This is a genomic window from Serratia sp. TSO36, assembly GCF_057808395.1.
Genome location: NZ_JBJZOU010000011.1, coordinates 47739 through 72438 on the forward strand (window position 1 = coordinate 47739; position 24700 = coordinate 72438).

General features: G+C 60.1%; 17 protein-coding genes. 10 read left to right on the forward strand and 7 right to left on the reverse strand.

What is annotated here, in order from left to right; genetic code table 11:
• Position 1 precedes the first annotated feature (1 nt).
• Together cydD and trxB are read right to left on the reverse strand one after the other, a co-directional pair.
• A complete protein-coding gene (gene cydD / locus ACK3CV_RS08980) occupies positions 2 to 1768 on the reverse strand; it encodes a heme ABC transporter permease/ATP-binding protein CydD (protein ID WP_033637841.1) in 1767 nt (588 codons plus the stop codon).
• Between the two features lie 240 nt (positions 1769 to 2008).
• Positions 2009 to 2980, reverse strand: coding sequence for a thioredoxin-disulfide reductase (trxB, locus tag ACK3CV_RS08985; protein ID WP_033637844.1), 972 nt, complete (start codon positions 2978 to 2980; stop codon positions 2009 to 2011).
• 654 nt (positions 2981 to 3634) lie between these two features.
• On the opposite strand from trxB, the gene lrp reads away from it, so the two are divergent.
• The 5 genes from lrp to serS all read left to right on the forward strand — a co-directional run bounded on the left by lrp (position 3635) and on the right by serS (position 11460).
• Positions 3635 to 4129, forward strand: coding sequence for a leucine-responsive transcriptional regulator Lrp (gene lrp / locus ACK3CV_RS08990; RefSeq protein ID WP_004928318.1), 495 nt, complete (start codon positions 3635 to 3637; stop codon positions 4127 to 4129).
• Between the two features lie 120 nt (positions 4130 to 4249).
• Positions 4250 to 7894 (forward strand): DNA translocase FtsK 4TM domain-containing protein, encoded by a 3645-nt coding sequence (locus tag ACK3CV_RS08995; protein WP_164037159.1) that lies wholly within the window; start codon positions 4250 to 4252, stop codon positions 7892 to 7894.
• 198 nt (positions 7895 to 8092) lie between these two features.
• Positions 8093 to 8704 (forward strand): outer membrane lipoprotein periplasmic chaperone LolA, encoded by a 612-nt coding sequence (gene lolA, locus ACK3CV_RS09000; protein WP_019454555.1) that lies wholly within the window; start codon positions 8093 to 8095, stop codon positions 8702 to 8704.
• Between the two features lie 67 nt (positions 8705 to 8771).
• Positions 8772 to 10058, forward strand: a complete 1287-nt coding sequence (locus tag ACK3CV_RS09005; RefSeq protein WP_048322053.1) for a replication-associated recombination protein A — start codon at positions 8772 to 8774, stop codon at positions 10056 to 10058.
• 109 nt (positions 10059 to 10167) lie between these two features.
• A complete protein-coding gene (gene serS / locus ACK3CV_RS09010) occupies positions 10168 to 11460 on the forward strand; it encodes a serine--tRNA ligase (RefSeq protein ID WP_033637847.1) in 1293 nt (430 codons plus the stop codon).
• A 51-nt stretch (positions 11461 to 11511) separates the two neighbouring features.
• Here serS and ACK3CV_RS09015 read toward each other — a convergent pair whose 3' ends face one another.
• Positions 11512 to 11877 carry a DUF1801 domain-containing protein gene (locus tag ACK3CV_RS09015; protein ID WP_164037156.1) on the reverse strand — a complete coding sequence of 122 codons (366 nt, stop codon included), beginning with the start codon at positions 11875 to 11877 and terminating at the stop codon, positions 11512 to 11514.
• A 163-nt stretch (positions 11878 to 12040) separates the two neighbouring features.
• Between ACK3CV_RS09015 and ACK3CV_RS09020 the strand changes: the two genes are divergently transcribed.
• Positions 12041 to 13192 carry an MFS transporter gene (locus tag ACK3CV_RS09020; protein WP_033637849.1) on the forward strand — a complete coding sequence of 384 codons (1152 nt, stop codon included), beginning with the start codon at positions 12041 to 12043 and terminating at the stop codon, positions 13190 to 13192.
• Positions 13193 to 13240: 48 nt separating this feature from the next.
• Here the strand turns inward: ACK3CV_RS09020 and pflA are convergent, their stop codons facing one another.
• From pflA to ycaO, 4 genes are all read right to left on the reverse strand, one after another.
• On the reverse strand, positions 13241 to 13981 hold the full coding sequence (pflA, locus tag ACK3CV_RS09025) for a pyruvate formate lyase 1-activating protein (protein WP_033637850.1): 741 nt from the start codon (positions 13979 to 13981) through the stop codon (positions 13241 to 13243).
• A 279-nt stretch (positions 13982 to 14260) separates the two neighbouring features.
• The gene (gene pflB, locus ACK3CV_RS09030) at positions 14261 to 16543 is read right to left on the reverse strand and encodes a formate C-acetyltransferase (RefSeq protein WP_004928286.1); all 2283 of its coding nucleotides are present in this window, start codon (positions 16541 to 16543) and stop codon (positions 14261 to 14263) included.
• Positions 16544 to 16597: 54 nt separating this feature from the next.
• Complete coding sequence (gene focA, locus ACK3CV_RS09035) at positions 16598 to 17458, reverse strand: formate transporter FocA (RefSeq protein WP_019454548.1); 861 nt, start codon at positions 17456 to 17458, stop codon at positions 16598 to 16600.
• A 468-nt stretch (positions 17459 to 17926) separates the two neighbouring features.
• Positions 17927 to 19690, reverse strand: a complete 1764-nt coding sequence (gene ycaO, locus ACK3CV_RS09040) for a 30S ribosomal protein S12 methylthiotransferase accessory factor YcaO (RefSeq protein ID WP_033637851.1) — start codon at positions 19688 to 19690, stop codon at positions 17927 to 17929.
• A 148-nt stretch (positions 19691 to 19838) separates the two neighbouring features.
• Between ycaO and ansB the strand changes: the two genes are divergently transcribed.
• The 4 genes from ansB to cmk all read left to right on the forward strand — a co-directional run bounded on the left by ansB (position 19839) and on the right by cmk (position 24623).
• Complete coding sequence (gene ansB, locus ACK3CV_RS09045; RefSeq protein WP_164037152.1) at positions 19839 to 20885, forward strand: L-asparaginase 2; 1047 nt, start codon at positions 19839 to 19841, stop codon at positions 20883 to 20885.
• A 302-nt stretch (positions 20886 to 21187) separates the two neighbouring features.
• Entirely contained in the window at positions 21188 to 22273 is a 1086-nt protein-coding gene (serC, locus tag ACK3CV_RS09050; protein ID WP_033637853.1) for a 3-phosphoserine/phosphohydroxythreonine transaminase, read from the forward strand.
• Between the two features lie 114 nt (positions 22274 to 22387).
• Positions 22388 to 23674, forward strand: coding sequence for a 3-phosphoshikimate 1-carboxyvinyltransferase (aroA, locus tag ACK3CV_RS09055; protein WP_033637854.1), 1287 nt, complete (start codon positions 22388 to 22390; stop codon positions 23672 to 23674).
• Between the two features lie 259 nt (positions 23675 to 23933).
• Positions 23934 to 24623: a (d)CMP kinase gene (gene cmk, locus ACK3CV_RS09060; RefSeq protein ID WP_004928270.1), complete on the forward strand. Its 690-nt coding sequence runs from the start codon at positions 23934 to 23936 to the stop codon at positions 24621 to 24623.
• Positions 24624 to 24700 lie beyond the last annotated feature (77 nt).

Genomic DNA, 24700 nt, shown 5'->3' on the forward strand with positions numbered 1-24700 from the left:
ATTAAAGCTCCCCGCGGCGATGGGCGATCAGAGTGGCGAACAGGCCCGGTTGGGCGCTGAGGGTGGCGTAATCGCCCTGTTGCACGATGCGCCCGTTATCCATCACCCAAATCTGATCGTAGTCTTCGGTGTCTTCCAACTGGTGCGTTACCAGCAGGGTGGTTTGCTGATGTGAAGCGGCATTCAACGCCTGCATCACCCGCTGCTCGCTGTGGGCATCGAGGCTGGCGGCCGGTTCATCCAGCAGCAGCAGGCGGCGCGGGCCGATCAGCGCCCGGGCGACCGCCACGCGCTGCGCCTGGCCGACCGACAGGCGGGCGGCGTTGTCGCCCACTTCGGTGTCGAGCCCCTGTGGCAGATAAGGGAGCAGTTCGCTGACGTAGGCGAGTTCCACCGCCTGCTGCAGCTGCGCTTCGTCGGCCTGCGGGCAGCCCAGCAGGATATTGGCGCGCAGGGTTTGCGCCGGCAGATGCGGGTTCTGGCCGACCCAGCTCAGCTGCTGGCGCCAGGTTTCGGCGGACAGTTCACGCAGCTCGACGCCGTTGACGGTCAGCGATCCGCGATAGGGCAGGAAGCCGAGCAACAGATTCAGCAGCGAGCTCTTACCGGCGCCGCTCAGCCCGACCAGCGCCACGCGCTGCTGCGGTTGCAGGGTGAAGCTCAGCGGCCCGGCCAGCAGCACGCCGTTCGGCGACAGGATTTCCAACGCGCTGGCCTGCAGCGTCAGCGGTTGATCGGCGGGCAGTTGCCGCGTGCCGTTGCCCATCTGCTCGCCTTCGGCGCTGAGGAAGGTTTCCAGCGCTTCCGCCGCGCCGACCGCCTGCGCCTTGGCGTGGTAGAAGGTGCCGAGATCGCGCAGCGGTTGGAAAAACTCCGGCGCCAGAATCAACACCAGAAAACCGGAAAACAGCGTTACCCCGAGGCCGTAGCTGCCGAAGTTGAGTTCGCCGAGGTAGGAAAAGCCGAAGTACACCGCCACCACGGCGATGGAGATCGAAGCGAAAAACTCAAGCACGCCGGAAGAGAGGAAGGCCATACGCAGCACTTCCATGGTGCGGCTGCGGAAGTCTTCGGAAGATTTGGCGATCTGCGCGGTTTCGGCCTGCGCGCGGTCGAACAGCCGCAGGGTGTCCAGGCCGCGCAGGCGGTCGAGGAAGTTGCCGCTCAATCGCGCCAGCGCCACGAAGTTGCGGCGATTGGCGTCGGCGGCTCCCATGCCGACCAGCGCCATGAACAGCGGGATCAGCGGCGCGGTCGCCAGCAGAATGATGCCTGCGGCCCAATTGATCGGGAAGACGGCGATCAGGATCAGCAGCGGGATGAAGACCGCCAGATACATCTGCGGCAGATAGCGCGAGTAATAGTCCTGCATATCCTCGATCTGCTCGACGATGATGCTGGCCCAACTGCCCGCCGGTTTGCCCTGGATCCAGGCCGGCCCGAGCTGCTGCAGCTTATCCAGCACCTGTTGGCGCATGCGCTGGCGGATCACCTGGCCACACCGGAAACCGACCCGTTCCCGCAGCCAGCTCAACAGCGCCCGCAGCGCGAACGCGGCGGCCAGCCAGATAAAAGAAGGGATCAGCTGTTCGCGCGGGGTATGCTCGATGATCAGGGCGTGCAGCAGGCTGGCCAACAGCCACGCCTGCGCCACGATCAGCAGGCCGCTGAACAGCCCCAACAGCATGGAAAGGCGCAGCCAACGCTGCGCTAACGAACTCTGGGTTTTAAGCCAACGGGTTAACTGTTGCTGTCTGGTTTTTTTCATCAGATATGCGTCTGCGTCGCCGGCGCCCGTTTGTTACGGGCTGGGTTAACGTACTGTTAAATAATAGTGTTTGGCGCAATCGGCGACAAACAAGCGAGGCCCCATGTTACCTCGTCACCCGGAAGACTGAAAATAATAAAGCGGCCAAATGTGGCTATAACAGACGCGAGAAGGGGAGTGCGGAGGGGGGAAACAAAAAAAGCGGCTCGAGAGCCGCTTTTTGCTGATGAAGAGAACGTTTTAGCAGACTTCTGCGCCGGCGATGCCGTCCAGGTAACGCTCCGCGTCCAGCGCCGCCATACAGCCGGTGCCGGCGGAGGTGATCGCCTGGCGGTAGATGTGATCCATCACGTCGCCCGCGGCGAACACGCCGGGGATGGTGGTTTGGGTCGCATTGCCGTGAATGCCGGACTGCACTTTGATGTAGCCGTTTTCCAGCTCCAGCTGGCCGCCGAAGATGCCGGTGTTCGGGCTGTGGCCGATGGCGATGAACACGCCGGCCAGTTCCAGTTCACGGGTTTCGTTTTCCGCTTTGGTGCTGCGGATACGCACGCCGGTCACGCCCATTTCATCGCCCAGCACTTCGTCCAGCGTATGGTCGGTGTGCAGCACGATGTTGCCGCTTTTCACTTTTTCCATCAGCCGGTCGATCAGGATCTTCTCCGAGCGGAAGCTGTCGCGGCGGTGGATCAGGTGAACCTCGGCGGCGATGTTGGACAGGTACAGCGCTTCTTCAACGGCGGTGTTGCCGCCGCCGACCACTGCGACTTTCTGGTTGCGGTAGAAGAAGCCGTCGCAGGTCGCACAGGCGGAAACGCCTTTGCCCTTGAAGGCCTCTTCGGAAGGCAGGCCAAGATAGCGGGCGGAGGCGCCGGTCGCGATGATCAGCGCGTCGCAGCTGTATTCGCCGCTGTCGCCGAACAGGCGGAACGGACGCTGCTGCAGATCGACACTGTTGATGTGATCGAAGACGATTTCGGTCTGGAACTTCTCCGCATGCTCGCGCATGCGCTCCATCAGCGCCGGACCGGTCAGGCCTTCGGCGTCGCCCGGCCAGTTTTCCACCTCGGTGGTGGTGGTCAGCTGGCCGCCTTGTTCCATACCGGTGATCAGCACCGGGCTCAGGTTGGCGCGCGCCGCGTAAACGGCGGCGGTGTAACCGGCCGGGCCGGAGCCCAGAATCAGTAATTTGCTATGTTTAGCCGTGCCCATGAATAACCTCTTTATTCCACAATGGCGGACAATGAAGCCGATTGTAGGGAAAATGACGCAGTAAAAAAAGCGCCGGGCGACGTTGTTAACGATTTGTATGATAGTTGTCGCCTATTAATGCACCCGCTGTCGGCAAATCGTACGCCGAACGCAGAAATTTACCTTATCAAAGTCGCATTAGGCCGCTGAATCGCCAAGCGCGCAAAAACGGCGCATTCTGCGACTTAGGCCGCTCCCTGCCGGGGTTTATCTGCCAGCGATTCATAACCAAAAATGGGATGCAGACTTTTCGTGACGGTACGTTGTTCTGATTTTGCTTCTTTTACTTTGACAATCCGCTGCGCATTTGCGAAAACATCATAGGAAGAAGAAATTATCCCCGTAACACCAGCAAATCGTACGTATTTGCGCCGCGAGGCGGCAATGCGCGGTGGATGTGCGGAGCAGGGCGCGCAAGCGTTTGCTGATTTTTTCTCGACCTTAACGTCGTTACCGACGCCGCGCGGGGTTGGACAGACAGGCTGCGCGGCGTGGAATGATGGTAGTGAAGAAGCATATGACAGGCATCGGGTCTTCGCTTGGAACGAACCCTTACACATTGACGTTGGCTAGGGTGTGGCAAGTGCACGGAAGAAAATAAGAGAGACAATAATAATGGCAGACAACAAGAAACGCCCGGGTAAAGATCTTGACCGTATCGACCGCAACATCCTGAATGAGCTGCAGAAGGATGGGCGTATTTCGAACGTCGAGCTTTCGAAGCGCGTGGGGTTATCCCCGACACCATGTTTGGAACGCGTGCGCCGTCTCGAGCGCCAGGGTTTCATTCATGGCTATACCGCATTGCTTAACCCGCATTATCTGGATGCGTCCCTGCTGGTTTTCGTGGAGATCACGCTGAACCGTGGCGCGCCGGATGTGTTTGAGCAATTCAACTCGGCAGTGCAGAAGCTTGAAGAGATTCAGGAGTGTCATCTGGTTTCCGGTGATTTCGACTACCTGTTGAAAACCCGCGTACCGGACATGTCGGCTTACCGTAAACTGCTGGGCGAAACCTTGCTGCGTTTGCCGGGGGTCAACGACACCCGTACCTACGTAGTGATGGAAGAAGTGAAACAGAGTAACCGTCTGGTTATCAAAACACGGTAAGGTGCAGGTGCAAAACCTGATTAAATTGGTTACACTCCTGTTTATTCATACAGTTTCGGCGCCGGGGAAGCTTCTCGGCGCTGTTGCTATGTCAGCTAACAGGAACCTGGAGAGCCTTTCTTGAGCCAGGAATATACAGAAGATAAAGAAGTTACCCTGAAAAGACTCAGCAGTGGCCGGCGTTTGCTGGAGGCTGTGCTTATCGTGGTAGCGATTTTTGCCGTTTACCTCATGGCTGCGCTGGTCAGTTTCAACCCGTCTGACCCAAGCTGGTCGCAGACCGCGTGGCATGAGCCGATTCACAACTTGGGCGGCGGTGTTGGGGCCTGGTTGGCCGACACGCTGTTCTTCACCTTCGGGGTGCTCGCCTACGCGATACCGCCGATCATGCTGGTTCTGTGCTGGGCGGCCTATCGCCAACGAGCCAACAGAGACTACGTCGACTATTTCGCACTTTCCCTGCGCCTGATCGGCACCCTGGCGTTAGTGCTCACCTCCTGTGGGCTGGCGGCGCTGAACGTTGACGATCTCTATTACTTCGCTTCCGGCGGCGTGATCGGCAGCCTGCTGAGCAACGCCATGTTGCCATGGTTCAACGGCATCGGCGCCACGCTGGCGCTGCTGTGCGTGTGGGCGGCGGGGCTGACGCTGTTTACCGGCTGGTCCTGGCTGGTGATCGCCGAGAAGATCGGCGGGGCGGTGCTGGGCGTCGCGACCTTCATGACCAACCGTTCGCGTCGCGAAGCGCGTTATTTCGAGGATGACGAGCGTTACGTTGACGACGAGCCTGAGCAGGCAGGGAAGGGCGCCGCCGCAGCGGTTGCCGCCGCCGGAGCCGCGGCCGCCGATGACGATGTGTTGTTCTCCGCGCCTTCGGTCACCGAAAGCGCCAAAGAGGCGGCTGAAGACGCCGCCGATCCGTTGCTCAGCGGCCTGCGAGCCGACGATGGTGAGATTGAAGCCGACGCCGCGCCAATCGCGCCGGCGGCTTCGCCTGCACCGGCGGTGAAGGCAGCGATCCACGAGCCCGTTGCAGCGCCGATCGCCGCTCAGGCGCCGTCGGTAACGGTGGCACCGGCCGCGCCGGCCTCGGTCAATCAGCACCCGGTGAGCGCCCCGGCGCAAGACGCCACGCCGCCGCTGTACTCCTTCGAAATTCCGGAAGAAACGCCTGCACCGAAGGCGACGCGTCCTGTCGATCCTTATCAGGATGACGATGAGCCGCGTCTCGGCAATTGGCAAGAGCCGGCTGCGCCGCAGCCGCCGGCGCGTTCTCCCTTTGATTTTACCGCCGCGCAGCGCGACAGCGCCGACGTCAGCGGAGCGGGTGGTTTCAGCGCTACCGGTGCCAAGCCACAGCTGGATACGGCAGCCGCTGCCGCTGCGGGCGCCGCAGCGGCGACCTTCATGCCGGCCTTCACGGCCACCAGCGACGGCAATCCGCAGGTTAAGCAGGGCATCGGCCCTGAGCTGCCGCGGCCGAACCCGGTGCGCATCCCGACCCGTCGCGAGCTGGCTTCTTACGGCATCAAGCTGCCTTCGCAGCGTGCGGCCGAGCAGGAACAGCGCCAGGCGGATCCTCAGCAGCCGACGGCGGTGAGCCCGCAGGAAGAAGAGGCGTTGCAGGAAGCCGCGCTGCGTCAGGCGTTTGCCGAGCAGCAAAGCCAACGCTACGGCGAAAGCTACGCGCCGGAGCAACAAGATGACGAGAGCGCCCTGCAGGAAGCCGAGCTGAGCAAGGCGTTCGCCGAACAACAGAACCAACGTTATGGTGAAGTCCAACAGGACGATGAAGAGGCGCGGCAAGAGGCTGCGCTGCGTCAGGCATTCGCCGAGCAGCAGCAGGCGCGTTATGGCCAGCAAGAGACTGCCCCGCAGGCACCTGCCGCCAGCCCGGTCGATACCCGCAATGCTTTCAGCTTCTCGCCGATGGCGGATCTAGTGGACGATGGCCCGAGCGAGCCGATGTTCACGTTGTCCCCGCAGCTTGAAGAGCGCATTGAACAGCAAAGCGAGCAACAGGACGACGTGCCGTTCGGCCAGTTTGAGCCTGCGGCGCCGGCTGTTCAACCTCAGCAATCGCACTCACAGCCTAAACAATACCAGCAGCCGCAACAGCAGTATCAGCAGCCGCCGCAGCCGCAATATCAGCAGCCGCAGCAACCGGTGCAGCAGCCGCAGCAGCCGCCTCAGCCAACTCAGGCCGAGCAACATCCGGCGATGGACAGCTTGATTCACCCGTTCCTGATGCGCAACGATCAGCCGCTGCAGAAGCCGACCACGCCGTTGCCGACGCTGGATCTGCTGACCGAGGCCCCGAAAGAGGTAGAACCGGTCGACTCCTTCGCGTTGGAACAGAAGGCGCGTCTGGTGGAGGCCAGCCTGGCCGATTACCGCGTGAAAGCCGACGTGGTGGACATCCTGCCGGGGCCGGTGATCACCCGCTTCGAGCTGGATCTGGCGCCGGGCGTTAAAGCGGCGCGCATTTCCAACCTGTCGCGCGATCTGGCGCGCTCGCTGTCGACGTCGGCGGTGCGCGTGGTAGAAGTGATCCCCGGCAAGCCTTACGTCGGTCTGGAGCTGCCGAACGCCAAGCGGCAAACGGTGTACCTGCGCGAAGTGCTGGATTGCCCGGCCTTCCGAGACAACCCGTCGCCGCTGTCCATCGTATTGGGTAAGGACATCTCCGGCGAACCGGTGGTGGCCGATCTGGGCAAAATGCCGCACTTGCTGGTCGCCGGTACCACCGGTTCCGGTAAGTCGGTCGGGGTCAACGCCATGATCCTGAGCATCCTGTATAAAGCCACGCCGAAAGAAGTGCGCTTTATCATGATCGACCCGAAAATGCTGGAGTTGTCGGTTTACGAAGGCATTCCGCACCTGTTGACCGATGTGGTCACCGACATGAAAGACGCCGCCAACGCGCTGCGCTGGTGCGTGGGGGAAATGGAACGCCGCTACAAGCTGATGTCTGCCCTGGGCGTGCGTAACCTGGCCGGCTACAACGAGCGCGTCGATCAGGCCGAAGCGATGGGGCGTCCGATCCCGGATCCGTTCTGGAAGCCGACCGACAGCATGGACATCACGCCGCCGGTGTTGGAGAAAGAGCCGTACATCGTGGTGATGGTCGACGAATTCGCCGATCTAATCATGACGGTCGGCAAGAAGGTCGAAGAGTTGATCGCTCGCCTGGCGCAGAAAGCGCGTGCGGCGGGTATCCATCTGGTTCTGGCGACCCAGCGTCCATCGGTGGATGTGATCACGGGTCTTATCAAGGCCAACATCCCGACGCGTATCGCCTTTACCGTGTCGAGCAAGATCGACTCCCGCACCATCCTCGATCAGGGGGGCGCCGAGTCCTTGCTGGGTATGGGCGATATGCTCTATCTGGCGCCGAACTCCTCGATTCCGGTGCGCGTGCATGGCGCATTCGTGCGCGATCAGGAAGTGCACGCGGTGGTCAAGGATTGGAAAGCGCGCGAGCGGCCCCAATATAAAGAGGGCATTCTCAGCGGCGGCGAAGACGGCGAGGGCGGTGCCGGCGGCGGTATGGACGGCGACGAAGAGCTGGATCCGCTGTTTGACCAGGCGGTGGATTTCGTGGTGGATAAACGCCGCGCTTCCATCTCCGGCGTACAGCGCCAGTTCCGTATCGGCTATAACCGCGCGGCGCGCATCATCGAACAGATGGAGGCGCAGGGCATCGTCAGCGAGCAGGGGCACAACGGCAACCGCGAGGTGCTGGCGCCGCCGCGGCACGATTGATGGTCGTTTAGCCATTGCAATTCAATAAGAAAGGGCCGCTTAAGCGGCCCTTGTGCAAAGAAGCGTAAACCCGTTTCTTCTCGGAACATTGGCCTACCGGCCGATCGCCGGCTTCGGGTAAAGTAACCGGGTAAAGGGTTGATTTGACCCGCACGGCGTCGCCCTGCGGTTAACGCATTTCATAAGGTATCTGGAATAATGAAAAAACTGTTAGTTGCCTGCTGTCTGCTTTCGGGATTCGCTTCTACCTCCGTGCTGGCCGATGCCGCACAGGATCTGCAAAGTCGCCTGGCGAAGGTGAACAGTTTCCACGCCAGCTTCTCACAAACCGTGACCAGCGCCGACGGCGCCGCGGTGCAACAGGGGGAAGGCGAGCTGTGGGTGAAGCGGCCAAACCTGTTCAACTGGCATATGACCTCGCCCGATGAGAGCGTGCTGGTCTCCGATGGCCAGACCCTGTGGTTCTATAACCCATTCGTCGAGCAGGTGACGGCAACCTGGCTGAAGAACGCCACCGGCAATACGCCGTTTATGCTGATCACCCGCAATAATGCCAGCGACTGGAAACAGTACAACGTGAAGCAAAAGGGCGATGATTTCGAGCTGACGCCGAAGTCCGCCAGCGGCAACCTGAAGCAGTTCGCCATCAGCGTGACCAACAGCGGCACCATCCGCAGCTTCGCCGCGGTGGAGCAGGACGGCCAGCGCAGTTCCTACACGCTGAAAAGCCAGCAGAACGTCGCCGCCGATCCGGCCAAATTCAAATTTACCCCGCCGAAGGGGGTGACGCTGGACGACCAGCGCCAGTGAGGTGCAAGTGAGTAATAATCTGTCGCTCGATTTTTCCCAGAACGAGTTCCAGCCGTTGGCCGCGCGTATGCGGCCGACCACGCTGGCGCAGTATATCGGCCAGCAGCACCTGCTGGCCGCCGGCAAGCCGCTGCCGCGCGCCATTGAGGCCGGGCAGCTGCACTCGATGATTTTATGGGGGCCGCCGGGCACCGGGAAGACGACGCTGGCAGAACTGATCGGCCGTTACGGCCAGGCGGATGTCGAACGGATCTCAGCCGTGACCTCCGGTATCAAGGAGATCCGCGAGGCGATCGAGCGGGCGCGGCAAAATCGCGACGCCGGCCGCCGCACCATCCTGTTCGTCGACGAAGTGCACCGCTTCAATAAGAGCCAGCAGGACGCTTTCCTGCCGCACATCGAAGACGGCACCATCACCTTTATCGGCGCCACCACCGAAAATCCGTCGTTCGAGCTGAACTCGGCGCTGTTGTCCCGCGCCCGCGTTTACCTGCTGAAGGCGCTGACCGCCGAAGATATCGGTCAGGTGCTGGATCAGGCGATGGGCGATAAGGCGCGCGGCTTTGGCGGCCAGAATATCGAGCTGCCGGCGGAAACGCGCCGCCTGCTGTCGGAGCTGGTGGGCGGCGACGCGCGCCGGGCGCTGAACAGCCTGGAAATGATGGCCGACATGGCGGAGTTGGACGCCAAAGGCGTGCGGGTGCTGACGCCGGAGCTGCTGAAAGAAGTGTCGGGCGAGCGCAGCGCGCGCTTCGACAACAAGGGCGACCGTTATTACGATCTGATTTCCGCGCTGCATAAATCGGTGCGCGGCTCGGCGCCGGACGCCGCGCTGTATTGGTATGCGCGCATCATTACCGCCGGCGGCGATCCGCTTTACGTGGCGCGCCGTCTGTTGGCGATTGCCTCTGAAGACGTGGGCAACGCCGATCCGCGCGGCATGCAGGTGGCGATCGCCGCCTGGGATTGCTTCACCCGCGTGGGGCCTGCGGAGGGCGAGCGCGCCATCGCGCAGGCGATCGTCTACCTGGCCTGCGCGCCGAAGAGCAATGCGGTTTACACCGCGTTCAAGGCTGCCATGCGCGACGCCAAAGAGCAGGCCGATTATGACGTGCCGGAGCACCTGCGCAACGCGCCGACCAAGCTGATGAAGGAAATGGGGCTGGGGGCGGAGTACCGTTACGCCCACGACGAACCCAACGCCTACGCCGCCGGCGAGAACTATTTCCCGCCCGAAATGGCCCATACGCGCTACTATCAACCGACCTCGCGCGGGCTGGAAGGGAAAATCGGCGAAAAGTTGGCATGGCTGGCTGAGCAGGATCAAAATAGCCCGACAAAACGCTACCGCTAGCGAGGCCGTTGCGGTAAGGTTAGCGGGTATCACTCTTCTTTTATGCGGCTATAAATCAGCCGCATAGAACAACAACACTTCTTTCAATAACAACAAGCACAGGATTAGCATGCTCGATCCCAATCTGCTGCGTAATGAGCTAGACGCAGTCGCCGTCAAACTGGCTCGCCGAGGCTTTAAACTCGATCTGGATCTGCTGCGTTCGCAGGAAGAACGTCGCAAAGTTCTGCAGGTAGAAACTGAAACGCTGCAAGCGGAACGCAACTCCCGATCGAAATCCATCGGCGCGGCCAAAGCGCGTGGGGAAGACATCGAGCCGCTGCGTCGCGAAGTGAACGAGCTGGGTGACAAGCTGGATGCCGCCAAGGCGGCGCTGGATGCGTTGCAGAGCGAGATCCGCGATTACGCCCTGACGCTGCCTAACCTGCCGGACGACGCCGTGCCGGATGGTAAAGACGACAGCGAAAACCTGGAAGTTGCCCGCTGGGGCGAACCGCGCCAGTACGACTTCGCGGTGCGCGATCACGTCGATCTGGGCGAAATGGCCGGCGGGCTGGATTTTGCCGCCGCGGTTAAGCTGACCGGTTCGCGCTTCGTGGTGATGAAAGGGCAAATCGCCCGCATGCACCGCGCGCTGTCCCAGTTCATGCTGGATCTGCACACCGAGCAGCACGGCTACCTGGAGGCCTACGTGCCTTACCTGGTTAACCACGCCACGCTGTACGGTACCGGCCAGCTGCCGAAGTTCGGCGAAGACCTGTTCCATACCCGTCCGCTGGAAGAAGAAGCCGACAGCAGCAACTACGCGCTGATCCCAACGGCGGAAGTGCCTCTGACCAACCTGGTGCGCGACGAGATCGTGGAAGAGGAAACTCTGCCGCTGAAAATGACCGCACACACGCCATGCTTCCGCGCGGAAGCCGGTTCTTACGGCCGCGACACCCGCGGTTTGATCCGCATGCACCAGTTCGACAAGGTCGAGATGGTGCAGATCGTTCGTCCGGAAGATTCGATGGATGCCCTGGAAGAGCTGACCGGCCACGCGGAAAAAGTGCTGCAGCTGCTGAACCTGCCTTACCGCAAGGTGCTGTTGTGCACCGGCGACATGGGCTTCGGCGCGTGCAAAACTTACGATCTGGAAGTGTGGCTGCCAGCGCAGGATACCTACCGCGAGATCTCGTCCTGCTCCAACATGTGGGACTTCCAGGCGCGTCGCATGCAGGCGCGCTGCCGCAGCAAAGCCGACAAGAAACCGCGTCTGGTTCACACCCTGAACGGCTCCGGCCTGGCGGTTGGCCGTACGCTGGTAGCGGTGCTGGAAAACTACCAGCAGGCCGACGGCCGCATTCAGGTGCCTGAAGTGCTGCGTCCTTATATGGGCGGCCTGGAATATATCGGCTAAACGGCAAACCACGAAAAAAGCGCCTGCGGGCGTTTTTTTTATGTCGAGAATTCAGTCTGTCGCCAGCGTATAAGCCTGTTGAAGGTAGTCCGCCAGATGCTTGCTTTTCACCTCGGCGGGCGAGTGGAGCTTGATGTGTCGCCGATACTGGCCGCTGCCTTCGAGCTGGTGATAACGATCTTCCAATCGGTAGCCGTGGCCGAACTCCACCGTGACGTGGTGGCGATAGGCGAAAACGCCGCAGAAAAATTGGCTATGCGCAAACATGATGCCGCCGTATTTTACCGATTCGGTGACGCCACTGCCGCACGCTGCAGCTATCCGGCGCACCTGCTGCACAATGGCCAGCAGGTCACCGTGCGTGCTGCCGATGTCTGCCAGCAGGGCCTCTACCGCCGCATTATTTGCCTGACTCATCTTGCCTCTTTGTCGTTAAATTCGCTCAGCGCTGAGCATAGCGCTTTTTCAGCCGGTTAGCCGGAAACAAATCGTGCGGTGCAATGATAAGAGGCGATTGACTTTTTTATCGCCAGTGGCATGATGCGCGCACTCTCATTGCGCGTTCGGTCACAATTTCACTATGTCCGCATACTCCCGCCCAGTGCTCTTATTGCTCTGCGGCCTTTTGCTGCTCACGGTATCCATTGCCGTTTTGAATACGTTAGTGCCCCTTTGGTTAACCCATGCTCAGCTGTCGACTTGGCAGGTGGGAATGGTCAGCTCTTCTTACTTCAGCGGCAACCTGTTGGGCACGCTGGTGGCGGGCAAACTGATCCAGCGCGTCGGTTTTACCCGCAGCTATCATCTTTCTTGTCTGGTGTTCGCCGCCGCGACTGCCGGCATGGTGCTGTCGATCGATTTTTGGAGCTGGCTGGGCTGGCGCTTCTTCGCCGGCGTCGGTTGCGCCTGGATCTGGGTGATCGTGGAGAGCGCGCTATTGCGCAGCGGCAACCTGAGCAACCGCGGCCAGCTGCTGGCGGCCTATATGATCGTTTATTACCTTGGTACGGTGACCGGCCAATTGCTGTTGAGCATGACCTCGACCGAATTGCTGCACGTGGTGCCGTGGGTGACCGCCATTGTGATCAGCGCCATGCTGCCGATGCTGTTCGCGCGGGTCAACCGCCATGAAGACGAGCCGCAGCAGGCGGCGGTATGGACCATGCTGAGACGCCGCAGCGCGCGCCTCGGCATCAACGGTTGCATCATTTCCGGCATCGTGCTCGGTTCGCTGTACGGCCTGATGCCGTTGTACCTCTCCCATCAGGGCATGAGCGACGCCAACGTCGGCTACTGGATGGCGCTGCTGGTCAGCTCCGGCATCGTCGGCCAATGGCCGGTCGGGCGCCTGGCCGATCGTTACGGGCGCCTGCTGGTGCTGCGCATTCAGGTGTTCGTGGTGATCCTAGCCAGCGTGGCGATGCTCGGCAACTACGCCATGGCGCCTTCGCTGTTCATCCTCGGCTGCGCTGGCTTTACCCTGTACCCGGTGGCGATGTCCTGGGCCTGCGAGAAGGCGCTGCCGCACGAGTTGGTGGCGATGAACCAGGCGCTGTTGATGAGTTACACCATCGGCAGCCTGCTGGGGCCGTCGATGACGGCGTTGCTGATGCAAAACTATTCCGACCGCGTGCTGTTCGTGATGATCGCCGCCGTGGCGCTGGTTTACCTGCTGATGCTGCTGAAGAAACAGAAGCCGGATCACCATCACACGCCGTTCGCCGCCGCCTGAGCATGAAAAAACCGGCCATGAGCCGGTTTTTCTTTTGGCGTGCGCCAATCAGTAAATCACTTTGTGGCCGTAGCTTTCCAGGATGCCTTTGACGCGATCCATGGTCTCGGCTTTCGGCGGGTGCACGCCGTCCAGCTTGTACTCTTCCCCCATCGCTATCCATTTGTGCTTGCCCAGCTCGTGGTAAGGCAGCAGCTCGATTTTCTCGATGTTGGTCATGTCTTTGGTGAACTCGCCCAGCAGGTGCGCCGACTTATCGTCGTCTGACCAGCCCGGCACCACCACGTAGCGGATCCAGGTGCGCTGGTTGCGTTTCGCCAGGTAGCGGGCGAATTCCAGCGTGCGGTGATTGGAGACGCCGACCAGGTTCTGGTGGATCTCGTCGTTCATCTGTTTCAGATCCAGCATCACCAGATCGGTGGTGTCCAGCAGCTCGTCGATCACCGGATCGTAGCGGCGCACAAAGCCATTGGTGTCCAGGCAGGTATTGATGCCTTCGGCGTGGCAGGCGCGGAACCAGTCGCGCACGAATTCAGCCTGCAGGATCGCCTCGCCGCCGGACGCGGTTACGCCGCCGCCGGAGGCGTTCATGAAGTGGCGGTAGGCCACCGCGTCTTTCATCAGCTCTTCGACGGTCACTTCCTTGCCGCCGTGGGTGTCCCAGGTGTCGCGGTTATGGCAATAGAGGCAGCGCATCAGGCAGCCCTGGAAGAAGACGATAAAACGAATCCCGGGCCCATCGACGGTGCCGCAGGATTCGAAGGAGTGGATGCGACCAATTGCTGACATTGCGGGGTTTTCTCCAATATTGACTGTCAAACGCAGTCTAAAAATAGGCGCGTGGCCGCCGGCCAGGTATCTGCGATGCAGCAGCGGGTGGAACCGCCACCGGGGTAATGATGCCTGTCGGCCGGTCAGTTGCCGGATAACTGTTTTGCCGGCTATCCATTCAGTATAGATGTCCGGCAAAACAGACTCGTACAGAGTCAGGGGAGAGCGCTGGGAGAAAAGGGCCGGCAAAACCGGCCCCTGCGTTGGTGCCGAGCGGTTTCCCGCCCGGCCGGCGTATTACATCGTTTGAGTGAAGGTACGAGTAATCACGTCCTGCTGTTGCTCTTTGGTCAGCGAGTTGAAGCGCACGGCGTAACCGGAAACGCGGATGGTCAGCTGAGGGTATTTCTCAGGGTTTTCCATCGCGTCCAGCAGCATTTCGCGGTTCATCACGTTGACGTTCAGGTGCTGGCCGCCTTCGATGGAGGCTTCATGGTGGAAGTAACCATCCATCAGGCCCGCCAGGTTGGCTTTACGCACGTCGTCGTCTTTACCCAGCGCGTTAGGCACGATGGAGAAGGTGTAGGAGATCCCGTCTTTCGCGTAGGCAAACGGCAGTTTGGCTACCGAGGTCAGGGAGGCTACTGCGCCTTTCTGGTCGCGGCCATGCATTGGGTTGGCGCCAGGGCCGAACGGTGCGCCTGCGCGGCGGCCATCCGGGGTGTTACCGGTTTTCTTACCGTACACCACGTTGGAGGTGATGGTCAGCACGGACTGGGTCGGTACCGCATTGCGGTAGGTGCGCAGTTTCTGAATTTTCTTCATGAAACGTTCCACCAGGTCGCAGGCGATATCATCGACGCGAGCGTCGTTGTTACCGAACTGCGGATACTCGCCTTCCACTTTGAAGTCGATGGCCAGGCCGTCTTCGTCGCGAATGGTGGTGACTTTCGCGTACTTGATGGCAGACAGGGAGTCGGCTGCAACGGACAGGCCGGCGATGCCGCAAGCCATGGTGCGATAAACGTCACGGTCATGCAGGGCCATCAGCGCAGCTTCGTAGCTGTATTTGTCGTGCATGTAGTGAATGATGTTCAGCGCGGTCACGTACTGCTTGGCCAGCCAATCCATAAAGTGGTCCATGCGCGCCATGACTTTGTCATAGTCCAGCACTTCGTCCATCATCGGCGCTTCTTTAGGGCCGACCTGCATTTTCAGTTTTTCGTCAACGCCGCCGTTGATGGCGTACAGCATGGTTTTCGCCAGGTTGGCGCGGGCGCCGAAGAACTGCATTTGTTTGCCGACGATCATCGGGCTGACGCAGCAAGCGATGGCGTAGTCATCGTTGTTGAAGTCAGGGCGCATCAGGTCGTCGTTTTCGTACTGAACGGAAGAGGTGTCGATGGACACTTTCGCCGCGAATTTCTTGAAGTTCAGCGGCAGCTTCTCAGACCACAGGATGGTCATGTTCGGCTCCGGAGACGGCCCCATGGTGTACAGGGTGTTCAGGAAGCGGAAGCTGTTTTTGGTGACCAGAGTACGGCCGTCGACGCCCATACCGGCCAGGGATTCTGTCGCCCAGATTGGGTCGCCGGAGAACAGCTCATCGTACTCAGGGGTACGCAGGAAGCGCACCATACGCAGTTTCATCACCAGGTGGTCGATCAGTTCCTGCGCTTGTTCTTCGGTCAGTTTGCCCGCCTTGATGTCGCGCTCGATGAACACGTCGAGGAAGGTGGACACGCGGCCGAAGGACATGGCGGCGCCGTTCTGGGATTTCACCGCGGCCAGGTAGCCGAAGTAGGTCCACTGCACCGCTTCTTGCGCGCTGGTGGCCGGGCCGGAGATGTCGTAGCCGTATTTGGCGGCCATCTCTTTGATCTGAGCCAGAGCGCGATGCTGTTCAGCGATCTCTTCGCGCAGCTGGATGGTCATTTCCAGATCTTCGCCGTTTTCCAGTTTTTCCTGCAGCGATTTGAACTGGTTCAGCTTGTCGGCCATCAGGAAGTCGATGCCGTACAGCGCCACGCGGCGGTAGTCGCCGATGATGCGGCCGCGGCCGTAGGCGTCCGGCAGGCCGGTCAGCACGCCGGATTTACGGCAGTTCAGGATGTCTTTGGTGTAAACGTCGAATACGCCCTGGTTGTGGGTTTTACGGTATTCGGTGAACACTTTTTTCAGCTGCGGATCCAGCTCGCGGCCGTACACTTTGCACGAACCTTCGACCATTTTGATGCCGCCGAACGGGATCAGCGCGCGTTTCAGAGGGGCGTCGGTCTGCAGACCGACGATGGTTTCCAGCTCTTTGGCGATGTAACCCGCGTCGTGAGAAACGATGGTTGAAGCAACGTTGGTGTCGAAATCAACCGGCGCATGAGTGCGGTTTTCCAGTTTGATTCCTTCCATAACCTTGTCCCACAAGGTGGTGGTGGCCTGAGTTGCCCCAGCCAGGAAGGACTCGTCACCTTCATAAGGCGTGTAGTTTTTCTGGATGAAGTCACGAACGTTGACTTCATTCTGCCAGTCACCCTTGCTGAAACCTTCCCAAGCGTTGGCTAATTTCTCGTTAAGTTCGGTCATTGTACACCTACCTTTGATTGTGGATTTCTAACTCTGCGCGCGGTAACTCACAGCTTAGTGCTGTTCGCGGCCCCCGCGCAGATAAATTACCCAGTAAGTCAACCCAACCAGCAGACCGCCACCGATGATGTTGCCGATGGTGACCGGAATCAGGTTGTCGATGATGAAGTTGCTTACTGTCAGATGAGCGAATTGCTCAGGTACCGCCCCTACGGCTTGCCAGAATTCCGGCGTGGCGAAGTGTTTGACCACGATGCCCATAGGGATCATAAACATGTTGGCGATGCTGTGCTCGAAGCCGCTGGCGACAAACATCCCGACCGGCAGCACCATGGCGAGCATCTTGTCGGTCAGGGTGCGGCCGGAGTAGCTCATCCAGACCGCCAGGCAGACCATCAGGTTAGCCAGAATGCCGAGGCACACGGCTTCGATAAAGGTGTGATGCAGCTTGTGGTCTGCGGTTTGCAGGACATTCAGGCCCCACTGGCCGTTGGCGACCATATACTCGCCGGAGAACCAGATCAGCGCCACGAAGAACAACGCGCCGACCAGATTGCCGAGATAAACGTTCAGCCAGTTGGCGCCCAGCTGGCCCCAGCTGATGCGGCCGCTGGCCTTGGCGATGACGATGAGCACGGTAGAGGTGAACAGGTCGGCGCCCGACACCACCACCAGCATTAACCCGAGAGAGAAGCAGATGCCGCCGACCAGTTTCGCCAGCCCGAAAGGCACGCCGGCGGTGCCGGTGGTCGCCGTGATGTAGAAGACGAAGGCGATGGAAATGAAGACACCGGCGGTGATCGCCAAATAAAACGTTTTCAGCGGATGTTTGGTGGCTTTATACACGCCGGCATCTTCAGCGATTTTCGCCGTTGCCGCAGGTAAAATCAGATCGAAGGGGCTGTCAGTTTTCAAACTAACTCTCGCTCTTAAGGGTTAAAACAACGCAATGAGATACTAGCAAAGCAGTATAGGGGAAAATTTGATTTGGATCATAAGGCGGGGAAGTAGAGCGGCAAAATGGCGTGTTTTTTGTATGGTTTTTATGGTTAACTTGTTGATTTTTAAATTAAAACAAATTTTTAATGTTTGCAAATTTTTTTGAATGAGCAGGGTGGGCCGCAGGCGCTAAAGTTAAATTTTTAGGCGTTTTGTCGCCGCGCAGCGCTGAGAGTTTAATTATCGGTTAATTATTATTTCACCGTCCGGCAACAATTGACGGTTTATTTATTTTTATGGTCGTTTAACCGCCTATTTTCCGGCGAAAAAATAAAATCGCATGCGTTGAAATAAACCGCAAAAATGAAAACGCCGCAACGCCGCAACGGCGTGCGGCGTTTGGCAACAGGGGTACTCCCAAAGTGGCAGTACCCCTGATGACGCTTAGGCTTTGGCCCAGTGGCGGCGTTTGGCCGCCTGCAGCTTCTCGTAGGCCGCCAGCAGCGCCTGATGGGCCGGCAGCGCCTTCAGATCGGCATCGACGGCGAACAGCCCGTTGAAGCGTTCTTCACCGCTGATGGCGGCGGAGGCGGCGTCGACCGCTTCCTGGCCATACATCTTCACGAACGCGGTATAGTATTGCGCCGCTTCGCGTTCAGGCTCCTGCGCCAGCAGCAGCAGCGTTTGCAGGCAGCGGTAGTAGTTGCTGCGCGCCGGGCTCAGCACCGAGGCGTTGAAGTCCTGCGTCCATTCGGTCCAGATCAGCGCCTGATCCAGATCGCCGCCCGCCAGCGCCAGCATCGCCTTCAGCTCGCCCACGCGCAGGGTATGCCAGGCGTTGTCTTTGCCGCTGGCAATGCCCAACAGTTCGCGTACGCGGGTGAAATCGTCCAGCCCTTCGTCGTCCAGCTGCTCGATCAGCGCCAGGTATTCTTCCGGCTCCCACTCGCTGCCCGGCAGCGCCAGCAGCGTGTCGCGCAGGTGCGCGCCCATGCTGTTGTTGGCCAGCAGCAGGTCTTCCGCCGGATAAATGTCGGACATGCCCGGCACGATGATGCGGCAAGCGTAGACGCCCAGGTGCTCGTAGTCGGCGATGTACACTTCCGCGTCTTCCTTGTCGAAGATGCTCATCAGGGTGGCGAACTCTTCCTGCGTGCTGCCGCTGAAGTTCCAGTCAACGAACGGGTAATCCGCGTCCTGTTTGAACAGATCCCAGGAGATCAGGCCGCTGGAGTCGATGAAGTGCGTTTCCAGGTTGGTGTGTTCCGCCACTTCTTCGTCATCGAAGGTCGGCGCGGTGAACACGTCGAGATCTTTCAGGCTGCGGCCCTGCAGCAGTTCGGTCACCGTGCGCTCCAGCGCCACGCCGAAGTCCGGGTGCGCGCCGAACGAGGCGAAGCAGGTGCCGTTGGTCGGGTTGAACAGCACCACGCAGATCACCGGGTAGTTGCCGCCCAGCGAGGCGTCATAGGAGAGGATCGGGAAACCTTCCTCTTCCAGTTTGGCGATGGCTTCCACCACGCCCGGGTAGCGGTTCAGCACTTCGTCCGGGATCGCCGGCAGGCTGATGGATTCGGCGATGATGCGGTTTTTCACATAGCGCTCGAACACTTCCGACAGGCCCTGCACGCGCGCTTCGTTGGCGGTGTTGCCGGCGGACATGCCGTTGGAAACATACAGGTTGCCGATGATGTTCATCGGGATGTACACGGTTTGCTGGTCGGACTGACGGGTAAACGGCAGCGCACACACGCCGCGATCGGCGTTGCCGGATTGCAGATCGACCAGATCGCTGGCGCTCAGCTCTTGCTGCGGATCGTAGAAGGCGTGCAGGCGTTCGTCGAGGATGCCGGCCGGCAGCGCGTCGTCTTCAGGGATCGGGAACCATTTCTCATTCGGGTAGTGCACGAAGTCGCCTTCGGCGATCTGCCGGCCCAGATAGAAATCGGCGAAGAAGTAGTTGGTGGACAGGCGCTCGAAATATTCACCCAGCGCGGAGGCCAGCGCGGCTTTTTTGCTGGCGCCTTTGCCGTTGGTGAAGCACAGCGGGCAATCGCGATCGCGAATGTGTACTGACCACACGTGCGGCACCGGGTTCAGCCAGGAGGCTTCTTCGATGTTGAAACCGAGATCGCTCAGTTTCTGCTGGAAACGGGCGATGGAGTCTTCCAGGGCGGCGTCTTTACCGGGGATAAAAGTTTGCGTCATTGTCTTCACTTTTTGCGCGTACTAAAAACGCGCAATGATACGGGGTTTTACGCTGGAGCTCCACGTATTCCTAAAGCGGCGGCAAAGTCACAGTTTTTTTAAGGATAGGCGCCATAATTCAGCGAGTTATCTGTCACGGAGAAATCTAATGAAATCAGTGAAACTCAGCGCGTTAACCCTCTTGTTGACCGGCGTCAGCGCCTCGGCGCTGGCGCTGCCCAACATCACCCTGCTGGCGACCGGCGGCACTATCGCCGGTGGCGGTGAGTCGGCGACGAAATCCAACTATACCGCGGGCAAGCTGGGCGTCGAGGCGCTGGTCGATGCGGTGCCGGAGTTGAAGAACGTCGCCAACGTGCAGGGGGAGCAGGTGGTGAACATCGGCTCGCAGGACATGAACGATCAGGTCTGGCTGACGCTGGCGAAGAAAATTGACGCCGACTGCGGCAAGACCGACGGCTTCGTCATCACCCACGGCACCGATACGCTGGAGGAGACGGCCTATTTCCTCGATTTGACGGTGAAATGCGACAAGCCGGTGGTGCTGGTGGGGGCGATGCGGCCGGCGACAGCGATGAGCGCCGACGGCCCGTTCAATCTGTACAACGCGGTGGTGACGGCGGCGGATCCGCAATCGGCCAACCGCGGGGTGCTGGTGGCGATGAACGACACCGTGCTGGATGCGCGCGACGTCACCAAGACCAACACCACCGCCGTGCAGACCTTCCAGTCGCCGAACTTCGGCCCGCTGGGCTATATCCACAACGGCAAGATCGATTACCAGCGCTCGCCGCAGCGTAAGCATACCCGGGATACGCCGTTCGACGTCAGCAAGCTGAACGAATTGCCGAAGGTCGGCATCGTCTACAACTATGCCAACGCCTCCGATGCGCCGGCCAAGGCGCTGATCGCCGAAGGCTACCAGGGCATCGTCAGCGCCGGGGTCGGCAACGGCAACCTGTATAAAACCGTGTTCGACACCCTGGCGACGGCGGCGCACAATGGTGTGGCGGTGGTGCGCTCATCGCGCTTGCCGACCGGCGCCACCACCGAAGATGCGGAAGTGGACGACGCCAAGTACGGCTTTGTGGCCGCCGGCACGCTGAATCCGCAAAAAGCGCGCATACTGCTGCAGCTGGCGCTGACGCAAACCAAAGACGCGAAGCAGATCCAGCAGATGTTCAATCAGTACTGATCGTTTTCTCTCCTGCGGGGGCCGGCCGGGCTCTCGCAGCCATCTTGGCTGAATACAGCATAAAACACCGCGTTAACCCGCTGAATTTCCCCATGTCACAGGGTTTTATCGTCCAAACAATCGCGACGGCCGCAGAGCCTGTCATCACCCGGCGCGGCCGTTTGCCGCCGACGGGCGAATAAGCGTTGCAGCCATGGGGCGTGAGTGATAAAACCGATGGGTTGGTTAACGCGAGCGTTAACTTCGGGCGTCTTTTCGACAGGTCGCTTTTCTGCGGCGAACAGTGAATGTGGTGAGGGGAAATGACTCAGGTTTATAATTTTAGCTCTGGCCCGGCGATGCTGCCGGTGGAAGTGTTGCGTCGTGCGGAACAGGAACTGTGCAACTGGCACGGGCTGGGCACGTCAGTGATGGAGATCAGTCACCGCAGCAAAGAATTCATCGCCGTTGCCGAGCAGGCGGAACAGGATCTGCGCGATCTGCTGAAAGTCCCCTCCAACTATAAAGTGCTGTTTTGCCACGGCGGCGCCCGCGCGCAGTTCGCGGCGCTGCCGCTGAACCTGCTGGGCGACAAGGCCACCGCCGACTATATCGACGGCGGCTATTGGGCGCACAGCGCCATCAAGGAAGCGGAAAAGTATTGCGCCCCGAACGTCATCGACGTGAAAACCCGCATCGACGGCCTGAGCGGCATCAAGCCGATGAAAGAGTGGCAGCTCAGCGACGACGCGGCTTACGTGCACTATTGCCCGAATGAGACCATCGACGGCGTGGCCATCGATGAAACGCCGGACTTCGGCGACAAGGTGGTGATCGGCGATTACTCCTCGACCATCCTGTCCCGCCCGCTCGACGTCAGCCGCTTCGGCGTGATTTACGCCGGCGCGCAGAAAAACATCGGCCCGGCCGGCCTGACGCTGGTGATCGTGCGCGACGATCTTTTGGGCAAGGCGCGCAAAGAAGTGCCGTCGATCCTCGATTACACCGTGCTGGCCGAGAACGACTCGATGTTCAACACCCCGCCGACTTTCGCGTGGTACCTGTCCGGGTTGGTGTTCAAATGGCTGAAAGAGCAGGGCGGCCTGGTGGAGATGCAAAAACGCAATCAGGCCAAGGCCGAGCTGCTGTACGCGACCATCGATAAATCCGACTTCTACCGCAGCCAGGTGGCGATCGCCAACCGTTCCTGGATGAACGTGCCGTTCCAACTGGCCGATGCGGCGCTGGACAAGGTGTTCCTCAGCGAAGCCGAGGCCATCGGCCTGCAGGCGCTGAAAGGCCACCGGGTAGTTGGCGGCATGCGCGCTTCTATTTACAATGCCATGCCGCTGGCCGGCGTGCAGGCGCTGACCGATTTCATGGCCGACTTCGAACGTCGTCACGGTTGATTCCGTCAGCCTGCCAGGCGCGGGCTGCCTCAGGCTGTTGTCCTTTTGCATTAAAGCGGCTCCGGCATTATTCCGGAGCCGTTTCGTTTATCAGAATTGGAGAGTTTTGTTCACATGGTGGATTCCCTGACGTTACAACCGGTCGCCCTGGTCAATGGCACCGTCAACTTACCCGGCTCGAAGAGCGTTTCTAACCGCGCTCTGCTGCTGGCGGCGCTGGCGAAAGGCACGACCCGGCTGACCAACCTGCTGGACAGCGACGACGTGCGTCATATGCTGAACGCGCTGCAGGCGTTGGGCGTGAACTACCAGCTTTCCGCCGATCGCACCCTGTGCGAAGTGACCGGCGTGGCCGGCCCGCTGGTGGCCGAACGGCCGCTGGAACTGTTCCTCGGCAATGCCGGGACGGCGATGCGCCCATTGGCGGCGGCGCTGTGCCTCGGCGAAGGCGACGTGGTGCTGACCGGCGAACCGCGCATGAAAGAGCGCCCGATCGGCCATCTGGTGGACGCGCTGCGCCAGGGCGGGGCGCAGATTGATTACCTCGAGCAAACCGATTACCCGCCGATTCGCCTGCGCGGCGGCTTCCAGGGTGGCGACGTCACCGTTGACGGCAGCGTCTCCAGCCAGTTCCTGACCGCGTTGCTGATGACTGCGCCGCTGGCGCCGCAGGATACGCAGATCCACATCAAGGGCGAGCTGGTTTCCAAGCCGTACATCGACATCACGTTGCATCTGATGCGCACCTTCGGCGTATCGGTGAGTCACGACAACTACCGGGTGTTCCATATCCAGGGGCGCCAGACGTATATCGCGCCGGGCGATTACCTGGTTGAGGGCGACGCGTCTTCCGCTTCTTACTTCCTGGCGGCGGCGGCTATCAAGGGCGGCACCGTGCGCGTGACCGGCATCGGCCGCAAAAGCGTGCAGGGCGACACCAGGTTTGCCGACGTGCTGGAGAAAATGGGCGCGCGTATTACCTGGGGCGACGATTTCATCGAGTGCAGCCGCGGTGAACTGCGCGGCATCGACATGGACATGAACCACATTCCGGACGCGGCGATGACCATCGCCACCGCGGCGCTGTTCGCCGAGGGGCCGACCACCATCCGCAATATCTACAACTGGCGGGTGAAGGAGACCGACCGTCTGGCAGCGATGGCCACCGAGCTGCGTAAAGTGGGGGCGGAAGTGGACGAAGGGGAAGACTACATTCACGTCGTGCCGCCGGCCAAACTGCAGTTCGCCGAGATCGGCACCTACAACGATCACCGCATGGCGATGTGTTTCTCGCTGGTGGCGCTGTCGGATACACCGGTTACCATTCTCGATCCGAAATGCACCGCGAAAACCTTCCCGGACTATTTCGAACAGTTGGCCCGCATCAGCCAGCCGGCGTAACCCGTCAAATCGTTTATTTTAAGGCCCCTTTGTGGGCCTTTATCGTTTTTAACCTTTGGCGGCCGGCATTTCTTCTATACTTTTTCGCGGTTGTGCGCTTATTTTCAACAACCGGACAGTTCCAGGGTAACAGATCGCCGTAGGGCAGCGTATAATACGCCACCGTATTTGCCCCTGATTGGGCAGGTGACAGAGCGCACGGGCTTCGAGTCGAAGCACGCCGTGTCTCTGTGAGGTTTTCTACCTGAAGGAGAGAGAAATGACGGCTACAGCCCCGGTGATAACCGTTGATGGACCAAGTGGCGCAGGCAAAGGCACGCTGTGTAAAGCGTTGGCCGAGTCTCTGGGTTGGCGTTTGCTGGACTCCGGCGCGATCTATCGCGTGCTGGCGCTGGCAGCGTTGCATCATCAGGTGGATATCACTTCTGAGGAAGCGCTGGTTCCGCTGGCCGCACATCTCGATGTTCGCTTCGTTGCCCAGGACGGCAAGCTGCAGGTGATTTTGGAAGGTGAGGACGTCAGCAACGAGATCCGCACCGAAACCGTCGGCAACACCGCGTCGCAAGCGGCGGCGTTTCCGCGTGTGCGCGAGGCGCTGCTGCGCCGCCAGCGCGCATTCCGCGAGGCGCCCGGCCTGATTGCCGATGGCCGCGACATGGGCACGGTGGTGTTCCCGGACGCGCCGGTCAAGATTTTCCTCGACGCCAGCTCGGAGGAGCGCGCGCACCGCCGCATGCTGCAGTTGCAGGAGAAGGGCTTTAATGTTAACTTTGAACGTCTTTTAGCCGAGATAAAGGAACGGGACGACCGTGACCGTAATCGGCCTATCGCGCCTCTGGTGCCCGCTTCTGACGCCCTCGTGCTGGACTCTACCAGCATGTCGATCGAAGAAGTGATCCGGCAGGCGCTGACGTATGCACAGAAAGTGTTGGCGTTGCCGCAGCAATAAGCGCGGCGGCGCTATTGGCTTTTTGTCATATTTGTCATAGCGGTATCGCAATATATCGGGTAAAATTTTACCCCTGT

Excerpts from the sequence above, each read along its gene's own strand:
- pflB (WP_004928286.1), bottom strand. The coding sequence starts at position 16,543 with ATGACCGAACTTAACGAGAAATTAGCCAACGCTTGGGAAGGTTTCAGC.
- ACK3CV_RS09015 (WP_164037156.1), bottom strand. The coding sequence starts at position 11,877 with ATGAGTCAGGCAAATAATGCGGCGGTAGAGGCCCTGCTGGCAGACATC.
- aroA (WP_033637854.1), top strand. The coding sequence starts at position 22,388 with ATGGTGGATTCCCTGACGTTACAACCGGTCGCCCTGGTCAATGGCACC.
- serC (WP_033637853.1), top strand. The coding sequence starts at position 21,188 with ATGACTCAGGTTTATAATTTTAGCTCTGGCCCGGCGATGCTGCCGGTG.
- lrp (WP_004928318.1), top strand. The coding sequence starts at position 3,635 with ATGGCAGACAACAAGAAACGCCCGGGTAAAGATCTTGACCGTATCGAC.
- trxB (WP_033637844.1), bottom strand. The coding sequence starts at position 2,980 with ATGGGCACGGCTAAACATAGCAAATTACTGATTCTGGGCTCCGGCCCG.
- ACK3CV_RS09020 (WP_033637849.1), top strand. The coding sequence starts at position 12,041 with ATGTCCGCATACTCCCGCCCAGTGCTCTTATTGCTCTGCGGCCTTTTG.
- ansB (WP_164037152.1), top strand. The coding sequence starts at position 19,839 with ATGAAATCAGTGAAACTCAGCGCGTTAACCCTCTTGTTGACCGGCGTC.
- serS (WP_033637847.1), top strand. The coding sequence starts at position 10,168 with ATGCTCGATCCCAATCTGCTGCGTAATGAGCTAGACGCAGTCGCCGTC.
- cmk (WP_004928270.1), top strand. The coding sequence starts at position 23,934 with ATGACGGCTACAGCCCCGGTGATAACCGTTGATGGACCAAGTGGCGCA.
- cydD (WP_033637841.1), bottom strand. The coding sequence starts at position 1,768 with ATGAAAAAAACCAGACAGCAACAGTTAACCCGTTGGCTTAAAACCCAG.
- ycaO (WP_033637851.1), bottom strand. The coding sequence starts at position 19,690 with ATGACGCAAACTTTTATCCCCGGTAAAGACGCCGCCCTGGAAGACTCC.
- pflA (WP_033637850.1), bottom strand. The coding sequence starts at position 13,981 with ATGTCAGCAATTGGTCGCATCCACTCCTTCGAATCCTGCGGCACCGTC.
- ACK3CV_RS09005 (WP_048322053.1), top strand. The coding sequence starts at position 8,772 with ATGCGGCCGACCACGCTGGCGCAGTATATCGGCCAGCAGCACCTGCTG.
- lolA (WP_019454555.1), top strand. The coding sequence starts at position 8,093 with ATGAAAAAACTGTTAGTTGCCTGCTGTCTGCTTTCGGGATTCGCTTCT.